The organism is Cellulomonas massiliensis JC225, from assembly GCF_000312005.1.
In the GTDB taxonomy this organism is placed as follows: domain Bacteria; phylum Actinomycetota; class Actinomycetes; order Actinomycetales; family Cellulomonadaceae; genus Cellulomonas; species Cellulomonas massiliensis.
In genome coordinates this window covers 2459259-2476416 of record NZ_HE978588.1, presented here as the reverse complement: position 1 = coordinate 2476416, position 17158 = coordinate 2459259, and the positions used below count along the sequence as shown (strand labels likewise).

Annotated in this window: 11 protein-coding genes; 9 read left to right on the top strand and 2 right to left on the bottom strand. The window is 75.3% G+C overall.

Annotated elements, in window-relative coordinates:
- The first annotated feature begins 10 nt into the window (after positions 1-10).
- The 4 genes from HGCM_RS11735 (at position 11) to HGCM_RS11720 (ending at position 3913) form a co-directional block, all read left to right on the top strand.
- Positions 11-1069, top strand: coding sequence for an ABC transporter permease (locus HGCM_RS11735; protein ID WP_019137031.1), 1059 nt, complete (start codon positions 11-13; stop codon positions 1067-1069).
- Positions 1066-1881, top strand: a complete 816-nt coding sequence (locus HGCM_RS11730) for an ABC transporter ATP-binding protein (protein WP_026075432.1) — start codon at positions 1066-1068, stop codon at positions 1879-1881. The genes HGCM_RS11735 and HGCM_RS11730 overlap by 4 nt, the downstream gene beginning before the upstream one ends.
- Entirely contained in the window at positions 1874-2734 is an 861-nt protein-coding gene (locus HGCM_RS11725) for an ABC transporter ATP-binding protein (RefSeq protein ID WP_019137029.1), read from the top strand. The genes HGCM_RS11730 and HGCM_RS11725 overlap by 8 nt, the downstream gene beginning before the upstream one ends.
- A gap of 69 nt (positions 2735-2803) precedes the next feature.
- Positions 2804-3913 carry a carboxylate-amine ligase gene (locus HGCM_RS11720; protein WP_019137028.1) on the top strand — a complete coding sequence of 370 codons (1110 nt, stop codon included), beginning with the start codon at positions 2804-2806 and terminating at the stop codon, positions 3911-3913.
- A gap of 13 nt (positions 3914-3926) precedes the next feature.
- On the opposite strand, the gene HGCM_RS11715 is transcribed toward HGCM_RS11720, so the two are convergent.
- A complete protein-coding gene (locus tag HGCM_RS11715) occupies positions 3927-5159 on the bottom strand; it encodes an NAD(P)/FAD-dependent oxidoreductase (protein WP_019137027.1) in 1233 nt (410 codons plus the stop codon).
- Positions 5160-5379: 220 nt separating this feature from the next.
- Between HGCM_RS11715 and glgX the strand changes: the two genes are divergently transcribed.
- From glgX to HGCM_RS11695, 4 genes are all read left to right on the top strand, one after another.
- Positions 5380-7686, top strand: a complete 2307-nt coding sequence (gene glgX / locus HGCM_RS11710; protein ID WP_019137026.1) for a glycogen debranching protein GlgX — start codon at positions 5380-5382, stop codon at positions 7684-7686.
- Positions 7683-10193 carry a malto-oligosyltrehalose synthase gene (gene treY, locus HGCM_RS11705; protein ID WP_019137025.1) on the top strand — a complete coding sequence of 837 codons (2511 nt, stop codon included), beginning with the start codon at positions 7683-7685 and terminating at the stop codon, positions 10191-10193. The genes glgX and treY overlap by 4 nt, the downstream gene beginning before the upstream one ends.
- The gene (treZ, locus tag HGCM_RS11700) at positions 10190-11965 is read left to right on the top strand and encodes a malto-oligosyltrehalose trehalohydrolase (protein WP_019137024.1); all 1776 of its coding nucleotides are present in this window, start codon (positions 10190-10192) and stop codon (positions 11963-11965) included. The genes treY and treZ overlap by 4 nt, the downstream gene beginning before the upstream one ends.
- A 145-nt stretch (positions 11966-12110) precedes the next feature.
- On the top strand, positions 12111-12950 hold the full coding sequence (locus HGCM_RS11695; RefSeq protein ID WP_019137023.1) for a hypothetical protein: 840 nt from the start codon (positions 12111-12113) through the stop codon (positions 12948-12950).
- Positions 12951-12974: 24 nt separating this feature from the next.
- Here the strand turns inward: HGCM_RS11695 and HGCM_RS11690 are convergent, their stop codons facing one another.
- Positions 12975-13895 carry a LysR family transcriptional regulator gene (locus HGCM_RS11690; RefSeq protein ID WP_019137022.1) on the bottom strand — a complete coding sequence of 307 codons (921 nt, stop codon included), beginning with the start codon at positions 13893-13895 and terminating at the stop codon, positions 12975-12977.
- 200 nt (positions 13896-14095) lie between these two features.
- Between HGCM_RS11690 and HGCM_RS18140 the strand changes: the two genes are divergently transcribed.
- The coding region (locus HGCM_RS18140; RefSeq protein WP_051016078.1) for a bifunctional proline dehydrogenase/L-glutamate gamma-semialdehyde dehydrogenase at positions 14096-17158 on the top strand (3063 nt) is incomplete at its 3' end.

The following is a 17158-nucleotide window of genomic DNA, read 5'->3' as shown; positions in this document are numbered from 1 at the left end:
AGGCTCCGCGATGCGCGCGATGATCCTCAAGGAGTTCCGCGAGCTGCGCCGTGACCGCCGGACGGTGGCGATGCTCGTCGCCCTCCCGGTCGTCCTGCTCGTGGTCTTCGGCTACGCCGCGAACTTCACGATCGACAGCATCACGACGAAGGCCGTCGGCCCCGGCGCGGACCAGGTGGCCGCGTTGGCGCCGGACCTCTTCGACGTCGTCGCGACCGACCCGTCCGCGACGGCCGCCGATGCCCGCGCGATGGTGCGCGACAACGAGGCCGACGTCGTGGTCGACACCGCGACGACGCCGCCGACCGCCTACGTCGACGGCTCCAGCCTGTTCGTCGCGCAGACCGCCAGCGCCGCGTTCGGCCGCGCGGGCGACGCCGTGCACGTCGAGATCCTGTTCAACCCCGACCTGGAGACGTCGTGGGTCATGGTGCCCGCGCTGATCGGGCTCATCCTCACGTTCGTCGGGACGATCATCACCAGCATCGGGCTCGTCCGGGAGCGGCAGACCGGCACGCTCGAGCAGCTCGCCGTCATGCCGCTGCGGCCCGCCGACGTGATCGTGGGGAAGATCGCGCCCTACTTCATCCTCGCCTCGGTCGACATGGCGCTGGTGACGCTGCTCGGCGTCTGGATCTTCCACGTGCCGTTCGAGGGGAACCCGCTGCTGCTCGTCCTGGGCGGGGCCGTCTTCCTCTTCGTCGTGCTCGGGATCGGCGTGCTCATCTCGACCGCGTCGCAGACGCAGGGCCAGGCGATCCAGGTGGCGCTCATGACGCTGCTGCCCCAGATCCTGCTGTCCGGCTTCATCTTCCCGCTGCAGGCGATGCCCGCCTGGATCGCCGCGATCGGCTACTGCCTGCCCCTCACCTGGTTCGTGCAGCTCTCGCAGGGCGTGATGCTGCGGGGCGCCGGCCTGGACTCGCTGTGGCCGGCGTACGTCGTGCTGGCGGTGCTCGCGACCGTCGTGTTCACCGCGGCGGTGCTGCGGTTCCGCCGGGACCTCGCGCCCGGGCGCCGGGCCGCCCGGGCGCCGCACGCGCCGGCCCACGCGCAGGTGCGGGCATGACGTGGGGAGTGCGGGACCTCACCGTCCGGCACGGCGAGCGGGTCGCGCTCGACGGGGTGACGCTCGCGGTGCCGGCCGGCCAGGTCGTCGCCGTCGTCGGGGGTGACGGCGCGGGCAAGACGACGCTGCTGCGTGCGCTCGCGGGCGCGGTGGCTCCTGCGGACGGGCACGTCGACGCGCCGCCCCCGGACCGGAGCGGCTTCATGCCGACGGCGTCGGGCGTGTGGCGGGAGCTCACGGTCGACGAGAACGTCGACTTCGTCGCCGCGGCCTACGGCGTCCGCGGAGAGGCCCTGGCGCGCCGGCGGCGGGACCTCCTGGGCGCGGCGGGCCTGCAGGACGTGCGCGGGCGGCTCGCGTCCGCGCTGTCCGGCGGCATGCGTCAGAAGCTCGCGTTCTGCCTCGCGATGCTGCACGAGCCGCCGCTGCTGGTGCTCGACGAGCCGAGCACGGGCGTCGACCCCGTGAGCCGGGTCGACCTGTGGCGGCTCGTCTCGGGGGCGGCGGCCCGCGGCGCCGCGGTCGCGATGGCGACGACGTACCTCGACGAGGCGGAGCGGTGCGCGCACGTGCTCGTGCTCGACGGCGGGCGGGCCCTGCTGTCCGGGCCGCCCGACGCGGTCGTCCGGGACGCGCCCGGCGTCGTGGTGCGGACGGCCGAGGCCACCGACCGCGCGCGGGCCTGGCGGCGAGGGCGGGAGCTGCACGAGTGGTCGCCGCGCACGCCGGCGCGCGGCGAGCCGCTGGACCCGCCGGACCTGGAGGACGCCGTCATCGCGGCGGCGCTCGCTCAGGAGGCGCTCCGTGGCTGAGCCGCTCGTCGACGTGCGCGAGGTGTCCCGCCGGTTCGGGTCGTTCACGGCGGTGCACGACGTCTCGCTGACCGTGGCGCCGGGCGAGGTCGTCGGCCTGCTGGGTGCGAACGGCGCGGGCAAGACCACGCTGATCCGGATGCTGCTCGGCCTGCTGCCGCCCTCGTCGGGCACGCTGCACCTGTTCGGTGCGCCGCCCTCGCGCGCGAGCCGGCGCCGCCTGGGGTACGTCCCGCAGGGGCTGGGCCTGTACGACGACCTCACGGTCCGCGAGAACCTCGCCTTCGTCGCCGACGCGTTCGGCACCCCGGCCGCCGTGCCGGACGACCTCGCGGAGGTCGCCGACGCCCTGGTCGGCTCCATCGGGCTGGGCCGCCAGCGCCGGCTCTCGTTCGCCGCCGCCCTCGCCCACGAGCCGGCGCTGCTGGTGCTGGACGAGCCGACGTCGGGCGTCGACCCGCTCGCGCGCGCACGGCTGTGGGACACGGTGCGCGACCGGGCCGAGGCCGGCGTCGGCGTGCTCGTCACGACGCACTACCTGCAGGAGGCCGAGCAGTGCGACCGGCTCGTGCTGATGTCGCGCGGGCGTGCGGTCGCGGCCGGCAGCGAGGACGACATCGTCGGTGCCACGACGGCCGTCGCCGTGCGCGCGGAGCGCTGGCAGGACGCGTTCACGGCCCTGGACGCGGCCGGGGTCGTGGTGACGCTCGCCGGCCGCGACGTGCGGGCCGTGGACGCGGACCTCGGCCGGGTCGAGCGCGTGCTCGCCGCGGCGGGCGTGGCCGCGCGCGCCCAGCACGTGCGCGCGACCCTCGAGGAGACGATGACGGCGCTCGACCGCGCCGCCGGCTGACGAGCGCGGTGTGACGCAGGTCCCCCAGGAGCGCGCGCGCACCGGGCGCCGCTCCCCCAGACTGAGCCCGTGCAGACCACCCAGAGCGTCCGGACCGTCGGCGTCGAGGAGGAGTACCTGCTGGTCACGCCGGAGGGCGGGACCGCCTCGGTGTCGCCGGCCGTGCTGCGCCACGCCCACCTGAGCCGCGCCGCACGCGGCGCCACGGCCGAGGACGACCGCCCGGGGGGTGACGTCGAGAAGGAGTTCAAGCAGGAGCAGATCGAGATCTCGACGCACCCCCACGAGAGCCTCGCCGACCTCCTGGAGGACCTGCGGGGACGCCGTCGCCAGGCCGACGAGGCCGCGCAGCGGGCCGGGGCCCGGATCGCCGCCCTCGGCACCAGCCCGCACAAGGTGCGGCCGACCACGCTGCCCGACCGGCGCGCGCACGAGATCCGCGCGCACTTCGGCTACACCGCCGGCGAGCAGCTCACGTGCGGCTGCCACGTGCACGTCAGCATCACCGACGAGCGCGACGGCGTCCGGATCGTCGACACGCTGCGGCCGTGGGCGCCGGTGCTCATGGCGCTGTCGGCGAACAGCCCGTCGTGGCAGGGACGGTCGACGAGCTACGCGTCCTACCGCTCGCAGGTGTGGGGCCGCTGGCCCACCGCGGGCCCGACGGCGCCGTTCGGGACGCCCGAGGAGTACCACCGCGTGGTGGAGGAGCTGCTCGCGACGGGCACGATCCTCGACGACGGGATGATCTACTTCGACGCCCGGCTCTCCGCCCGCTACCCGACCGTGGAGGTGCGGGTCGCGGACGTGTGCCTCGACGCCGCCGACGCGGTGCTGCAGGCGGCGCTCGTGCGGGGCCTGGCGGACTCCCCCGCCGTCGACCAGCCGCGCACCGAGCTGCTGCGGGCCGCGTCGTGGCGCGCCGGCAAGGACGGCGTCACCGGCACGCTCGTCCACCCGCTCACCGGCAAGCCCGCGCCTGCGGCGGAGGTCGTGGGCGCGCTCGTCGAGCACGCGCGCCCCACGCTCGAGCGGCTCGGGGACGACGAGCTCGTCGACCGGCTCGTGGGCGACGTCCTCCTGCGCGGCACGGGCGCCGTCCAGCAGCAGTCCTGGCGCGCCCAGGGCGCGACCGACGACGAGGTGGTGCGGCGCGCCACCGCCGTGACGGTCCGCTGACCCGGGCGCCGGCCTAGCGACCGAGCTCCCCGAGCGGGACCGACGCGTCCGCGAGCGCCGCCCGGTCGACGGTGACGCGGCGCTCGACGAGGGCGCGGATGTCGTCGTTCACGTCCCAGACGTTGACGTTCATGCCGGCCACCACCCGGCCCGCCCGCAGCCAGAGGACGACGACCTCCCGCGCGCCCACGTCCCCGCGCACGACGACGTCGTCGTACCCGCGGCCGTCGTGCCCGGTCCAGCCGACGTACTCCATGCCGAGGTCGTGCTGGTCCGTGTAGAAGTACGGCAGCCGGGTGTACGGCTCGTCCCGGCCCAGGATCGTGGCGGCAGCCGTGGCGGGCTGGTGCTGGGCGTTGTCCCAGTGCTCGACGCGCAGGTGGGTGCCGTAGAAGGGGTGGTGCGCGCGGGCGACGTCGCCGACGGCGAGCACGTGCGGCACGCTCGAGCGCAGGTGCTGGTCGACGACGACGCCGTCCTGCACGGCCAGCCCGGCCCGCTCGGCGAGCGCGGTGCGGGGTGCCGCGCCGACGGCCGCCACGACGAGGTCGGCCTCGAGCAGGGTTCCGTCCGCCAGCACCACCCCGCCGGCGCGCGACCCGCTGCCGTCCGGCACGACCTCCGCGACGTCCGCCCGCAGGCGCAGGTCGACGCCGTGCTCGCGGTGCATGTCCGCGAACAGCGGCGCGGTCTCGGGGCCGAGCACGCGGTCGAGCGGGAGCGCACCGCGCACCACGACGGCGACCTCGCGGCCCGCGGTGCGCGCCGCGGCGGCGACCTCGAGGCCGATCCACCCGCCCCCGACGACGACGACGCGCCGGGCGCGGTCGATCGCGGCGCGCAGCCGGTCGCTGTCGTCGAGCGTGCGGAGCGTCACGACGCCGTCGAGCGCGGCGCCGGGCACGTCGAGCGGGCGCGGCTGCGACCCCGTCGCCAGGACGAGGTGCTCGAAGCCGTGCCGGGCACCGGTCGCGTCCACGACGTCCCGGGCGCCGAGGTCGAGCTCGGCCGCCGTGACGCCGAGCCTCAGCTCGACGTCGTGGGCGGCGTACCAGCTCTCGTCGTGGACGCGGGAGTGCTCCCGCGGCTCCTGGCCTTGCAGGTACCCCTTCGACAGCGGCGGCCGCTCGTACGGCAGCTCGGGCTCCTGCGCCAGCAGCACCAGCCGCCCCTCGTACCCGCCGCCCCGCAGGTGCTCCACCGTGCGTGCCCCGGCCAGCCCGCCGCCGACCACCACGACCGTCATCGGTGCTCCCCTCGTGGGCCGCACGCGCGCGCCCGGAACCGACAGCGCACCAGGGGGACCGCCGGCGCGCAAGAGGCTGCTCACGCGCCACGCCACGCGCCCAGGGGTACGACGGCACGTGCCGCAACCGCAGGACGCTGTGACGAACGCCCGGACCGGTTCGTGCACCATTCGCCCCGGGCGCCATGCCGAGCACGCGTCCTGCTGGCAGGGTGGGCGCATGCAGATCTGGCCCGGTCAGCCCTACCCGCTCGGCGCGACGTACAACGGCGCCGGGACCAACTTCGCGATCTTCTCCGAGGTCGCCGAGCGCGTCGAGCTCTGCCTCATCGAGCCCGACGGCACCGAGACCCGGGTCGACCTCCCGGAGGTCGACGCGTTCGTGTGGCACGGGTACCTGCCGGCGGTGCAGCCGGGCCAGCGCTACGGCTACCGCGTGCACGGGCCGTACGACCCGAGCAACGGGCACCGGTGCGACCCGAGCAAGCTGCTGCTCGACCCGTACGCCAAGGCCATCCACGGGCAGGTCGACGGCCACCCGTCCCTGTACTCGTACCAGTTCGACGACCCGACGCAGCGCAACGAGGACGACTCCGCCCCGCACACGATGCAGTCGGTCGTCGTCAACCCGTTCTTCGACTGGGGCCACGACCGGCCGCCGGAGCACCCGTACCACGAGACGGTCATCTACGAGGCGCACGTCAAGGGCCTGACGAAGCTGCACCCGGCGGTGCCCGAGGAGCTGCGCGGCACGTACGCGGGGCTGGCCCACCCGGCCGTCATCGAGCACCTCAAGGAGCTCGGCGTCACGGCGATCGAGCTCATGCCGGTGCACCAGTTCGTCAACGACCCGTCGCTGCAGGAGAAGGGCCTGTCCAACTACTGGGGCTACAACACCATCGGGTTCTTCGCGCCGCACAACGCCTACGCCGCGTTCGGCGGCCCCGGCCAGCAGGTCCAGGAGTTCAAGGCGATGGTCCGCGAGCTGCACGCGGCGGACATCGAGGTCATCCTCGACGTCGTCTACAACCACACGGCGGAGGGGAACCACCTCGGCCCCACGCTCGGGTTCCGCGGCATCGACAACGCGAACTACTACCGCCTCGTCGACGACGACAAGGCCCACTACTTCGACACGACGGGCACCGGCAACAGCCTGCTCATGCGCTCGCCGCACGTCCTGCAGCTCATCATGGACTCGCTGCGCTACTGGGTCACCGAGATGCACGTCGACGGGTTCCGGTTCGACCTCGCGGCGACGCTCGCGCGGCAGTTCCACGAGGTCGACCGCCTCTCGGCGTTCTTCGACCTGGTCCACCAGGACCCGGTCGTCTCGCAGGTCAAGCTCATCGCCGAGCCGTGGGACATCGGCGAGGGCGGCTACCTCGTCGGGGGATTCCCCCCGCTGTGGTCGGAGTGGAACGGCAAGTACCGGGACACGGTGCGCGACTTCTGGCGCTCGGAGCCCTCGCGGCTCGGCGAGTTCGCGAGCCGCCTGTCGGGCTCCTCCGACCTGTACGAGCACACGGGGCGGCGGCCGATCGCGAGCGTCAACTTCGTGACGGCGCACGACGGGTTCACGCTGCGCGACCTCGTGTCCTACAACGAGAAGCACAACGAGGCGAACGGCGAGGACAACCGCGACGGCGAGAGCTTCAACCGGTCGTGGAACTGCGGCGTCGAGGGCCCCACCGACGACGCCGCGATCATCGCCCTGCGGGCGCGCCAGCAGCGCAACTTCATCGCGACGCTCATGCTGTCGCAGGGCATCCCCATGCTCGCGCACGGCGACGAGCTCGGGCGCACGCAGCAGGGCAACAACAACGTGTACTGCCAGGACGACGAGCTGTCGTGGGTGGACTGGGACCTCGACGAGACCCAGACGGCGCTGCTGGAGTTCACGCGGCGGGTCGTGCGCCTGCGTCGCGAGCACCCGGTGTTCCGCCGCCGCCGGTTCTTCGCGGGCTCCGCCGAGCACGGCGGCGAGTCGGAGCTCGGCGACATCGCGTGGCTGTCGCCCGACGGCTCCCACATGGAGGACACCGAGTGGAACGAGTCGCTCGCGCGCGCCGTCATGGTGTTCCTCAACGGTGACGCGATCATCGAGCCGAACCTGCGCGGGGAGCAGATCGTCGACGACAGCTTCCTCGTGCTGTTCAACGGGCAGCCCGAGCCGACGTCGTTCACGCTGCCCGAGGCCGAGTACGGCCGGGAGTGGACGGTCGTCCTCGACACGGACAGCCAGTTCGACGCGGGCGACACCGCCGGCCCCGGCGAGGAGGTCGTGCTCGCGCGCCACTCCCTCGTCGTCCTGACGCGGCCGCCGATGGAGCCGGTGCCCACCGCCTCCGGCACGGGGGCCATCGCGGAGGCCGCGCGTGAGGCGGCCCGGACGTCCACCGGCCCCCGGCGGGCCCCCGAGCGGCGATCGCGCCGCAAGGACGCCGCCGGCGAGCCCGCGGGCGGCCCGGCGACCCCGACGGGAAAGACGACGGACGCACCCGACGGGACGGCGGACGACGCGTGAGCGACGCCCGCCAGACCCCGACGAGGCGGCTGACGGCCGCCGGCCGTCCGGTGCCCTCGTCGACGTACCGCGTGCAGCTCGGCCCCGACCTGACGCTCGACGACGTGGCCGCGCGCGTGTCCTACTACGCGGCGCTCGGCGTCACGCACGTCTACCTCTCGCCGGTGCTGCGGGCGGCGCCGGGGTCGACGCACGGCTACGACGTCGTCGACCACGACGAGGTCGCGCCCGAGCTCGGCGGCCTGCCCGCCCTGCGCCGCCTGGCGCAGGCCGCGCACGGGGCGGACCTCGGCCTCGTCCTCGACATCGTCCCCAACCACATGGCCGTGCCCACGCCGGTCTGGCACAACCGTCAGCTGTGGTCGGTGCTCGCCGAGGGGTCGCAGTCGCCGTACGCGCACTGGTTCGACGTCGACTGGAGCGCCGAGGACGGCGCGGTGCTCATGCCCGTGCTCGGCGACCGGATCGGCGCGGTCATCGCCCGCGACGAGCTGACGCTCGACCAGGTGGACGTGCCCGGGGTCGGGCCCACCACCGTCCTGCGGTACTTCGACCACGTGTTCCCCGTCCGCGAGGGCACCGAGGCGCTGCCGCTGGTCGAGCTCGTCGAGCGGCAGCACTACCGGCTCGCCTACTGGCGCGTCGCGGACGAGGAGCTCAACTACCGCCGCTTCTTCGACGTCGGCACCCTCGTCGCGATCCGCGTCGAGGACCCGGACGTGTTCGACGCCACGCACCGGCTCGTGCTCGACCTGCTGGCCGACGGGACGCTCGACGGGCTGCGCATCGACCACCCGGACGGCCTCGCGGACCCGACGGGCTACCTCGAGCGCCTGCACGCGGCGAGCGGCGGCGCCTGGGTCGTCGTCGAGAAGATCCTCGAGGGCGACGAGTCGCTGCCCGCGGACTGGTGGACGGCCGGCACGACGGGCTACGACGCGTTGTGGCGCATCCAGCAGACGTTCGTCGACCCCGGCGGCGCCGCGCGGCTCGGCGCGACGATGCACCGGCTCACCGGCGACCCCTCGGACGGGTTCGAGGCCCTCGTCGAGCAGGCCAAGCGCGAGGTCGTCGACGGCCCGCTGTACGCCGAGGTGTTCCGCCTCACGCAGCTCGCCGCCAGCATCTGCGCGGACGACCTGCGGCTGCGCGACCACACCTGGCGCGCGCTGTTCGAGTGCTTCGTCGAGCTGCTGGTGGCGTTCGACCGGTACCGCGCGTACGTCGTCCCCGGCGAGCCCGTGCACCCCGAGTCGGTGCAGGCGCTGGAGGAGGCCGCCGACGTCGCGCGCTCGCGGATGTCCCCCGAGCGGTCGGCGACGATGGACGTGCTCGTGGACCTCCTGCTCGGCCGTGAGGTCGGCAGCGCCGGGCGGACGCGCGGTGCGCGGCGCGACGAGCTCGTGGTCCGGTTCCAGCAGACCTGCGGCGCCGTCACCGCCAAGGGCGTCGAGGACACCACGTACTACCGCTGGACACACCTGGTCGGGCTCTGCGAGGTCGGCGGCGCGCCGCAGCGGTTCGCGCTCACGCCGACGGACCTGGCGGCGTGGGCGGCCGCGCAGCAGGTGATGGCGCCGCTCGCGATGACGACGCTCTCGACCCACGACACCAAGCGCAACGAGGACACCCGCAACCGGCTCGGCGTGCTGTCGGAGCTGCCCGTCGAGTGGGCCGCGCTGGTCGACGCCGCGCGCGCCGCGACAGCGTCGTCCCGCAGCGCCCGGCTCGACGGCCGCACGGAGTCGTGGCTGTGGCAGACGCTCGCCGGCACGTGGACGGAGGACGGCCCGCTCGACGAGGACCGCCTGGTCGACTACCTGACGAAGTCGATCCGCGAGGCGAAGTCGCGCACGAGCTGGACGGCCCCCGACGAGGCGTACGAGCGCGCGGTGCTCGACTTCGCCCGGCAGGCGCGCACCGATCCCGCGGTCACGGCCCTGTTCGCCGACTGGGAGGCCCGCACGCGCACGGCGGTGCGCGCCGCGACGCTCGGCACCAAGCTCGTGCAGCTGACGCTGCCGGGGGTGCCCGACGTGTACCAGGGCACCGAGGTGCCCGTGCCGACGCTGGTCGACCCCGACAACCGCCGGCCCGTGGACGTCGAGCCGCTCGCCGCCCGCCTCGCGCGGCTGGACGACGGGGCCGGCCCGCGGGACCTGGCGGACGAGAAGCTGCTCGTGACGTCCCGGGCGCTGCGGCTGCGGCGCGAGCGCCCGGAGGCGTTCGTCGGCCCGGAGGCCGGGTACGTGCCGCTCGCGCACTCGTCCGGGCAGACGATCACCTACGCGCGCACGGTCGCCGGCGAGCCGAGCGTCGCGGTCGTCGCGACGCGCCTCGCCGCCTCGGTGGAGCGCCTCGGCGGCTGGGCGGACCACACGGTCGCGCTGCCGGCCGGCCGCTGGCGCGACGCGCTCACCGGGCACGAGGTCGACGGCGGCGTCGTCGGCGTCGCGGGGCTGCTGGACCGCCTCCCCGTCGCCCTGCTCGTGCGGGACGAGCCGTGATCCCCCGCGTCTGGGCGCCCGAGGCGGGCCGGGTCGACCTCGTGCTCGACGGCGAGGCGCACGCGATGCGCCGCGAGCCCGGTGGCTGGTGGACCGGCGACCGGGACCTGCCGCACGGCACGGACTACGCCTTCGGCCTCGACGGCGGCCCCGGCCGGCCCGACCCGCGCAGCGCGTGGCAGCCCGCGGGCGTGCACGGCCCCAGCCGGGTGTTCGACGCCGCGCGGTTCGACTGGTCGGACGCGGGCTGGGCCGGCCTCGACGTCCGGGGGCGGGTCCTCTACGAGCTGCACGTCGGCACGTTCACCGACGAGGGCACGTTCGCCGCTGCGGCCGACCACCTCGAGGAGCTCGTGGAGCTCGGCGTCGACGTGGTCGAGCTCATGCCGGTGGCGCCGTTCGACGGCGACCGCGGCTGGGGCTACGACGGCGTCGGGCTGTACGCCGTCCACGAGGCGTACGGCGGGCCGGCGGGGCTGCAGGCCTTCGTCGACGCCGCGCACGCCCTCGGGCTCGGCGTCTGCCTCGACGTCGTGCACAACCACCTCGGCCCCGCCGGCGCCTACGTCGGCGAGTTCGGGCCCTACTGGACCGACGCGCACCACACGCCGTGGGGCGCCGCGATCAACCTCGACCAGCCGGGCGCGCACGAGGTGCGCCGGTGGATCGTCGACTCCGCGCTGCGCTGGCTGCGCGACTTCCACCTCGACGCGCTGCGCCTGGACGCGGTGCACGCGCTCGTCGACGAGTCGGACCGGCACGTCCTCGCGCAGCTCTCGGACGAGGTCGCGGCCCTTGCGGCCGAGCTCGGGCGCCCGCTGGGGCTCGTCGCGGAGACGGACCTCAACGACGTCGTCTCGGTCACGCCCACCGACCAGGGCGGGTGGGGCATGACGGCCCAGTGGGCCGACGACGTCCACCACGCGGTGCACGCGCTGGTCACGGGCGAGCGGCACGGGTACTACGTCGACTTCGGGACCCCGGCCGTGCTGCGCCACGCGCTCACCCGCGTGTTCGTCCACGACGGCGGGTTCTCGACCTTCCGCGACGCCGACTGGGGCCGGCCCGTGCCGGAGGGGACCGACGGGCACCGGTTCGTCGTGAGCGTCCAGAACCACGACCAGGTCGGCAACCGGGCGCTCGGCGACCGGCCCTCGGAGCGGCTGCCGGAGGGCACGCTGGCGTGCGAGGCGGCGCTCCTGCTCCTGTCCCCGTTCACCCCGATGCTCTTCATGGGCGAGGAGTGGGGCACGCGGGGGCGGTTCCCGTTCTTCACGTCGTTCACGGACCCCGACCTGGCCCAGGCCGTCCGCGAGGGGCGGCGCGCCGAGTTCGGGGGCCACGGCTGGGCCGACCTCTACGGCGGCGACCCGGACGTGCCCGACCCGCAGGACGAGGCGACGGCGCGCGCGGCGCGGCTGCGGCGCCAGGAGCTCGACGACCCCGCGCACGCCCGCCTGCGCGACTGGTACCGCGAGCTGGTCGCGCTGCGCCGGTCCGTCCCCGACCTCGCCACCGGCGACCTGTCCGCGACCGGGCTCGACTGGGACGGCCCGGACGACGCCGACGGACCGTGGCGCGGCGTGCTGGTGCTGCGGCGCGGCGCCGCGCGCGTGGTGCTCAACCTCGACACCCAGGAGCGGTCGGTGCCCGTGGACGGCCTCGCGGCGCTGGCGGTCGGCGCGTCGTGGGCGCCCGCCACGGTGGACGTCGCCGAGGGCACGGTCACGCTCGCGGGCACGGCAGCGCTCGTGCTGGTCCCGTCCGCCTGAGCGCACCCGCGCCGACCCGGCAGGCACCCACGCCGACCGGACACGAACGGGCGCATCCGGATTCATCCGAACGTCCGATCATGTCCGGACGCCCGACGGCCGATCATGACGTCGACGCCACCGCCGACGACGACGTGGAGGACCCATGGCCCGCCTGCCCGGCGCGCGACAGATCGCGCGCATGACCCCGCAGGAGATCGACGAGACCGCTGCCCGGCTCGAGGCGGAGATCGCCGAGCTCAGCTCCGAGCACGGACGCACCGAGCAGCTGTTCGGGCAGACCACGGGCGTGGCCGCCGCGTTCGCCGCGTCGGAGTTCCAGATGCAGCTGCTGCAGGGCAGCCCGCGCGACCAGGCCCGCAAGATCGACGAGCTGCGCGCGTGCGTGCGCCAGCTCGACGGTGAGCACGACCGGCGCGGCGGCTGGGCGCGGGTCGTCCTCACCGTCGACGGCGACGTGACCCTGGCCCACCGCACCCTCGACTGCCCGGCGGCGACCGGGCTCGAGCGCGTGCGCCTGCCGCAGTGGTCGGGGCGCCCGGTGGACGAGATCGCCGAGGCGGCCGCCGGGCGCGCCTGCGCGGCCTGCTTCCCCGACCTGCCGTACCACCTGCGGGCGCGCGCGACGCGTCTGCTCACCCCGGCGGAGAGCGAGCAGCGGCAGGTCACGGGCGTGGCTCCTGCCGCGTCGGCCGCCGCTCCCCCGCTCGCGTTCACGAACGTCGAGGGTCAGCCGCTGGTCACCCCGGACGGCCAGGTGCTGCGCACGGTCGACGCGGCGGTGGACGAGTACGCCCGGCACGCGGCGCAGATCCGCTGGCACGACGCGCACGGCCGCCGCTCGGCCTCGGCGATCGAGATGCAGCAGGTGCTGTGCCTGTACCTGCTCGAGGCCATCGCGGCGCACCGCGGCACGAGCCTCGAGGCGCAGGAGCAGGAGCTCGAGCGCCACGTCGAGGCCCGCTACCGCCGCGACTGGGGGTGACGGGCGGCGCGGGCGTCCGGCGGGTCAGGCGGCGCCGGCGGCGTGCGCGGCGGCGACCTCCTCGAGCACCTCGCGCAGTGCGCGCACGGCGGGCGAGCCCAGCCCGGACGTGCGCTGCGCGGTGAACACGGTGCGACGGGGCGACGACGGCAGGTCGACGAGGCGGCACGTCGTCGTGCGGCCCGCCCACACCAGGTCGGGGACCAGGGCGACGGCGTTCCCGGTCTCGACGAGGCGGATCTGCGCCTGCAGGTCGGCCGTCTCGTAGCGCACGTCCGGCTCGAACCCGGCGGCCCGGCACGTCTGCTCGGCGAAGTGCCGCGACGCCGTCCCGTGCGGCTCCATGACCCAGGGCATCGTGGCCGCGCCCTCCAGGTCGGCGACCGGACGACGCGACGCCGTCAGGGCGTCGGCCGGCGGGAGCGCGAGGCGGATCGCGTCGGTGGTGAGCTCCCGGCGGTCGAGCCCGGGCAGCCACGCGGCGGCGTGCGCCGGGTACTGCTCCGCGACCACCATGTCGAACTCGCGGGCCCACGTCTCGTGCAGCGCCGTCTCCGGCTCGCGCTGGACCATCTCGACGCGCACCTGGGGGTACCGGTCGGCCATCGTCCGCAGCGTCGCCGGCAGCAGGGCCAGCGCCGCGGACTGGAAGACCGCGAGCCGCACCCGTCCGCGGACCTCGGTGAGCGATGCCGCCAGCTCCCCCTCCGCGCGCTCGATGGTGTCCAGCAGCACACCCGCCGCCTCGACGAGCACCTCGGCCTGGGGCGTGAGCCGCACGCCCCGGCCGGAGCGGCGCAGCAGCTCCATGCCGGTCTCCTTCTCCAGCAGGCTGAGCTGCTGGGAGACCGCCGACGGGCTGTAGCTCATCGCCTCGGCGACGGCGGCGAGGGTGCCCCGCACGGACAGCTCCCGCAGGAGCACGAGACGGCGCAGGTCGAGCACGGCGGACCTCCGGGTGGCGATGGGCGGGAGCGGACGTCGGGCGGTGGCACGGCGCACCGATCGTTCAGCGCAGCTGACGAACATCCTGCCGCATCCGTCGCTGTACCTGACGACTTGCCGGTCCGAGAATGGCCGCAGAGGCGCCGACGCCCTCCAGCCGCGTCGCGCCGGCACCCCCACGTCCGGAGAAGGAACCCTCGATGACGCTCTCACCCGCCTCCGCACGCACGCCCGGCGCCCGCCCCGACGACGACCGCGACCTCGCCGACGAGGCGGTGGCCCTCGTCCGGCGCTGGCTGCACGAGGCCGCCCAGCTGCCCGCGGACGCGTCGGCCGCCCAGCTCGCGGGCGTGCTCAAGGACCCCGCGGGCCTGCCGTTCGTCGTGGGCTTCGTCGACGGGGTGGTCCGCCCCGAGGACCTGCGCGTCGCCGCGCGCCGCCTGCACGAGCTCGCCGGCGAGGTCCCCGCCTTCCTGCCCGCGTGGCAGCGCGCGGCGGTCCGCGTCGGCGGGCTGCTCGCGCCCGCGCTCCCCGGCGTCGTCGTCCCGGTCGCGCGGCGCGTCCTGCGGCACCTCGTCGGGCACCTCGTCATCGACGCGAGCGACCGCCGCCTGGGTCCGGCGATCGCACGCGTCCGCCGCGAGGGCGTGCGCCTCAACGTGAACCTGCTCGGCGAGGCGGTCCTCGGGACGCACGAGGCGGCCCGCCGCCTCGAGGGCACCCGCCGCCTGCTCGCGCGCCCGGACGTCGACTACGTCTCGATCAAGGTGTCCTCGACCGTCGCCCCGCACAGCCCGTGGGCCTTCGAGGAGACCGTCGTCCGCACGGTGGAGCAGCTGGAGCCGCTGTTCGCGCTCGCCGCGGCCTCCCCCACGCCGAAGTTCATCAACCTCGACATGGAGGAGTACAAGGACCTCGACGTCACGCTCGAGGTCTTCATGCGCCTGCTCGACCAGCCGCACCTGCTCGAGCTCGAGGCGGGCATCGTGCTGCAGGCCTACCTGCCGGACGCGCTCGCCGCGATGGTCCGCCTGCAGGAGTGGGCCGCGGGCCGGCGCGCCCGGGGCGGCGCGGGCGTGAAGGTGCGGCTCGTCAAGGGCGCGAACCTGCCGATGGAGCGCGTCGAGGCCGAGGTGCACGGCTGGCCGCTCGCCACGTGGGGCAGCAAGCAGGAGTCCGACACGCACTACAAGCGCGTGCTGCGGTACGCGCTGCACCCCGACCGGATCGCGAACGTCCGGCTCGGCGTCGCCGGCCACAACCTCTTCGACGTCGCGTATGCGTGGCTGCTCGCCGGCCGCCGCGGCGTGCGCGACGGCATCGACGTCGAGATGCTGCTCGGCATGGCGCCCGGCCAGGCGGAGTCCGTCCGGCGCGAGGTCGGCTCGCTGCTGCTGTACACGCCGGTCGTCGCGCCCCGCGAGTTCGACGTGGCGATCGCCTACCTCATCCGCCGGCTCGAGGAGGGCGCCTCGACCGAGAACTTCATGTCCGCGGTCTTCGACCTCGACTCCGACGAGGGGCTGTTCGCACGCGAGCGCGACCGGTTCCTCGCGTCCCTCACCGCGCTGGACGACGACGTCCCGCCGCCGCACCGCACGCAGGACCGGCACGCCGCCGTCCCGCCCGCCCGCCCCGGGCGCTTCACGAACACCCCGGACACCGACCCGGCGGTGGCGGCCAACCGCTCCTGGGCGCGCGAGATCCTCGCGCGCGTCCCGGCGAGCACGCTCGGCGAGGAGACGATCGCCGCGGCGGCGCTCGCCGACGTCGCGGCCGTCGACGACGCCGTCCGGCTGACCCGCGCCGCAGGCGAGCGCTGGGGCGCCCCGCCGGCGCACGAGCGCGCCGCCGTGCTGGACCGCGCGGGCGACGTGCTCGAGAGCCGCCGCGGCGAGCTCCTCGAGGTGATGGCCTCCGAGGCCGGCAAGACGCTCGACCAGGGCGACCCCGAGGTCTCCGAGGCCGTCGACTTCGCGCACTACTACGCGGAGCTGGCCCGCGGCCTCGACTCGGTGGACGGCGCGCGGTTCGAGCCGGCGCGCCTCACGCTCGTCACGCCGCCGTGGAACTTCCCCGTCGCCATCCCCGCCGGCTCGACGCTCGCGGCGCTGGCGGCGGGCTCGGCCGTCGTCCTCAAGCCCGCGGGCCTCGCGCAGCGGTGCGGGGCGGTGCTCGCCGAGGCGCTGTGGGAGGCCGGGGTCCCGCGCGACGTCCTGCGCCTCGTGCACGTGGAGGAGGACGAGCGCGGCCGCGCCCTCGTCGCCCACCCGGGCGTGGACCGGGTGATCCTCACCGGTGCGTACGAGACGGCGGAGCTGTTCCGCTCCTTCCGGCCGGACCTGCCGCTGCTCGCCGAGACCAGCGGCAAGAACGCGATCGTCGTGACGCCGAGCGCCGACCTCGACCTGGCGGTGAAGGACGTCGTCGCCTCGGCGTTCGGTCACGCGGGCCAGAAGTGCTCCGCCGCGTCGCTCGTCGTGCTCGTCGGCTCGGTGGGCACGTCGCGCCGGTTCCGCGACCAGCTCCTCGACGCCGCGTCGTCCCTCACCGTGGCGTTCCCGGCCGACCCGAGCGCCCAGATGGGCCCGCTCATCGAGCCCGCGCAGGGCAAGCTGCTCGCCGGGCTCACGCAGCTCGACCCGGGAGAGCGGTGGGCGCTGCAGCCCCGCCGGCTCGACGACGAGGGTCGGCTCTGGACGCCCGGCGTCCGGGTGGGCGTCCGCCGCGGCGCCACCTCGCACCTGACCGAGTACTTCGGGCCCGTCCTCTCGGTGATGACGGCCGAGACCCTCGACGACGCGATCGACCTCGTCAACGACGTGGCGTACGGGCTCACCTCCGGGCTGCACGCGCTCGACCCGGTCGAGATCGACACGTGGCTGCGCCGCGTCGAGGCCGGCAACCTCTACGTCAACCGAGGCACCACCGGCGCCATCGTCCGCCGGCAGCCGTTCGGCGGCTGGAAGCGCTCGGCCGTGGGCCCGGGCACCAAGGCGGGCGGCCCGAGCTACCTGTACGGCCTGGGCGGCTGGTCCGCCGCCCCCGCGACGGCCGGCGAGGACGTGCGCGACCCGCGCGTGCGCGCGCTGGTCGAGGCGGCCCGGGCCGCCCTGCCGGCGGACGAGGCGACCGCGGTCGAGCGTGGCGCGCGCAGCGACGCCCTGGCCTGGTCGGCCGACCTCGCGCCCCGGGACGTGTCCGGGCTCGCGGCGGAGCGCAACGTGCTGCGGCACCTGCCGTACGGCGACCCGGTGCTCGTG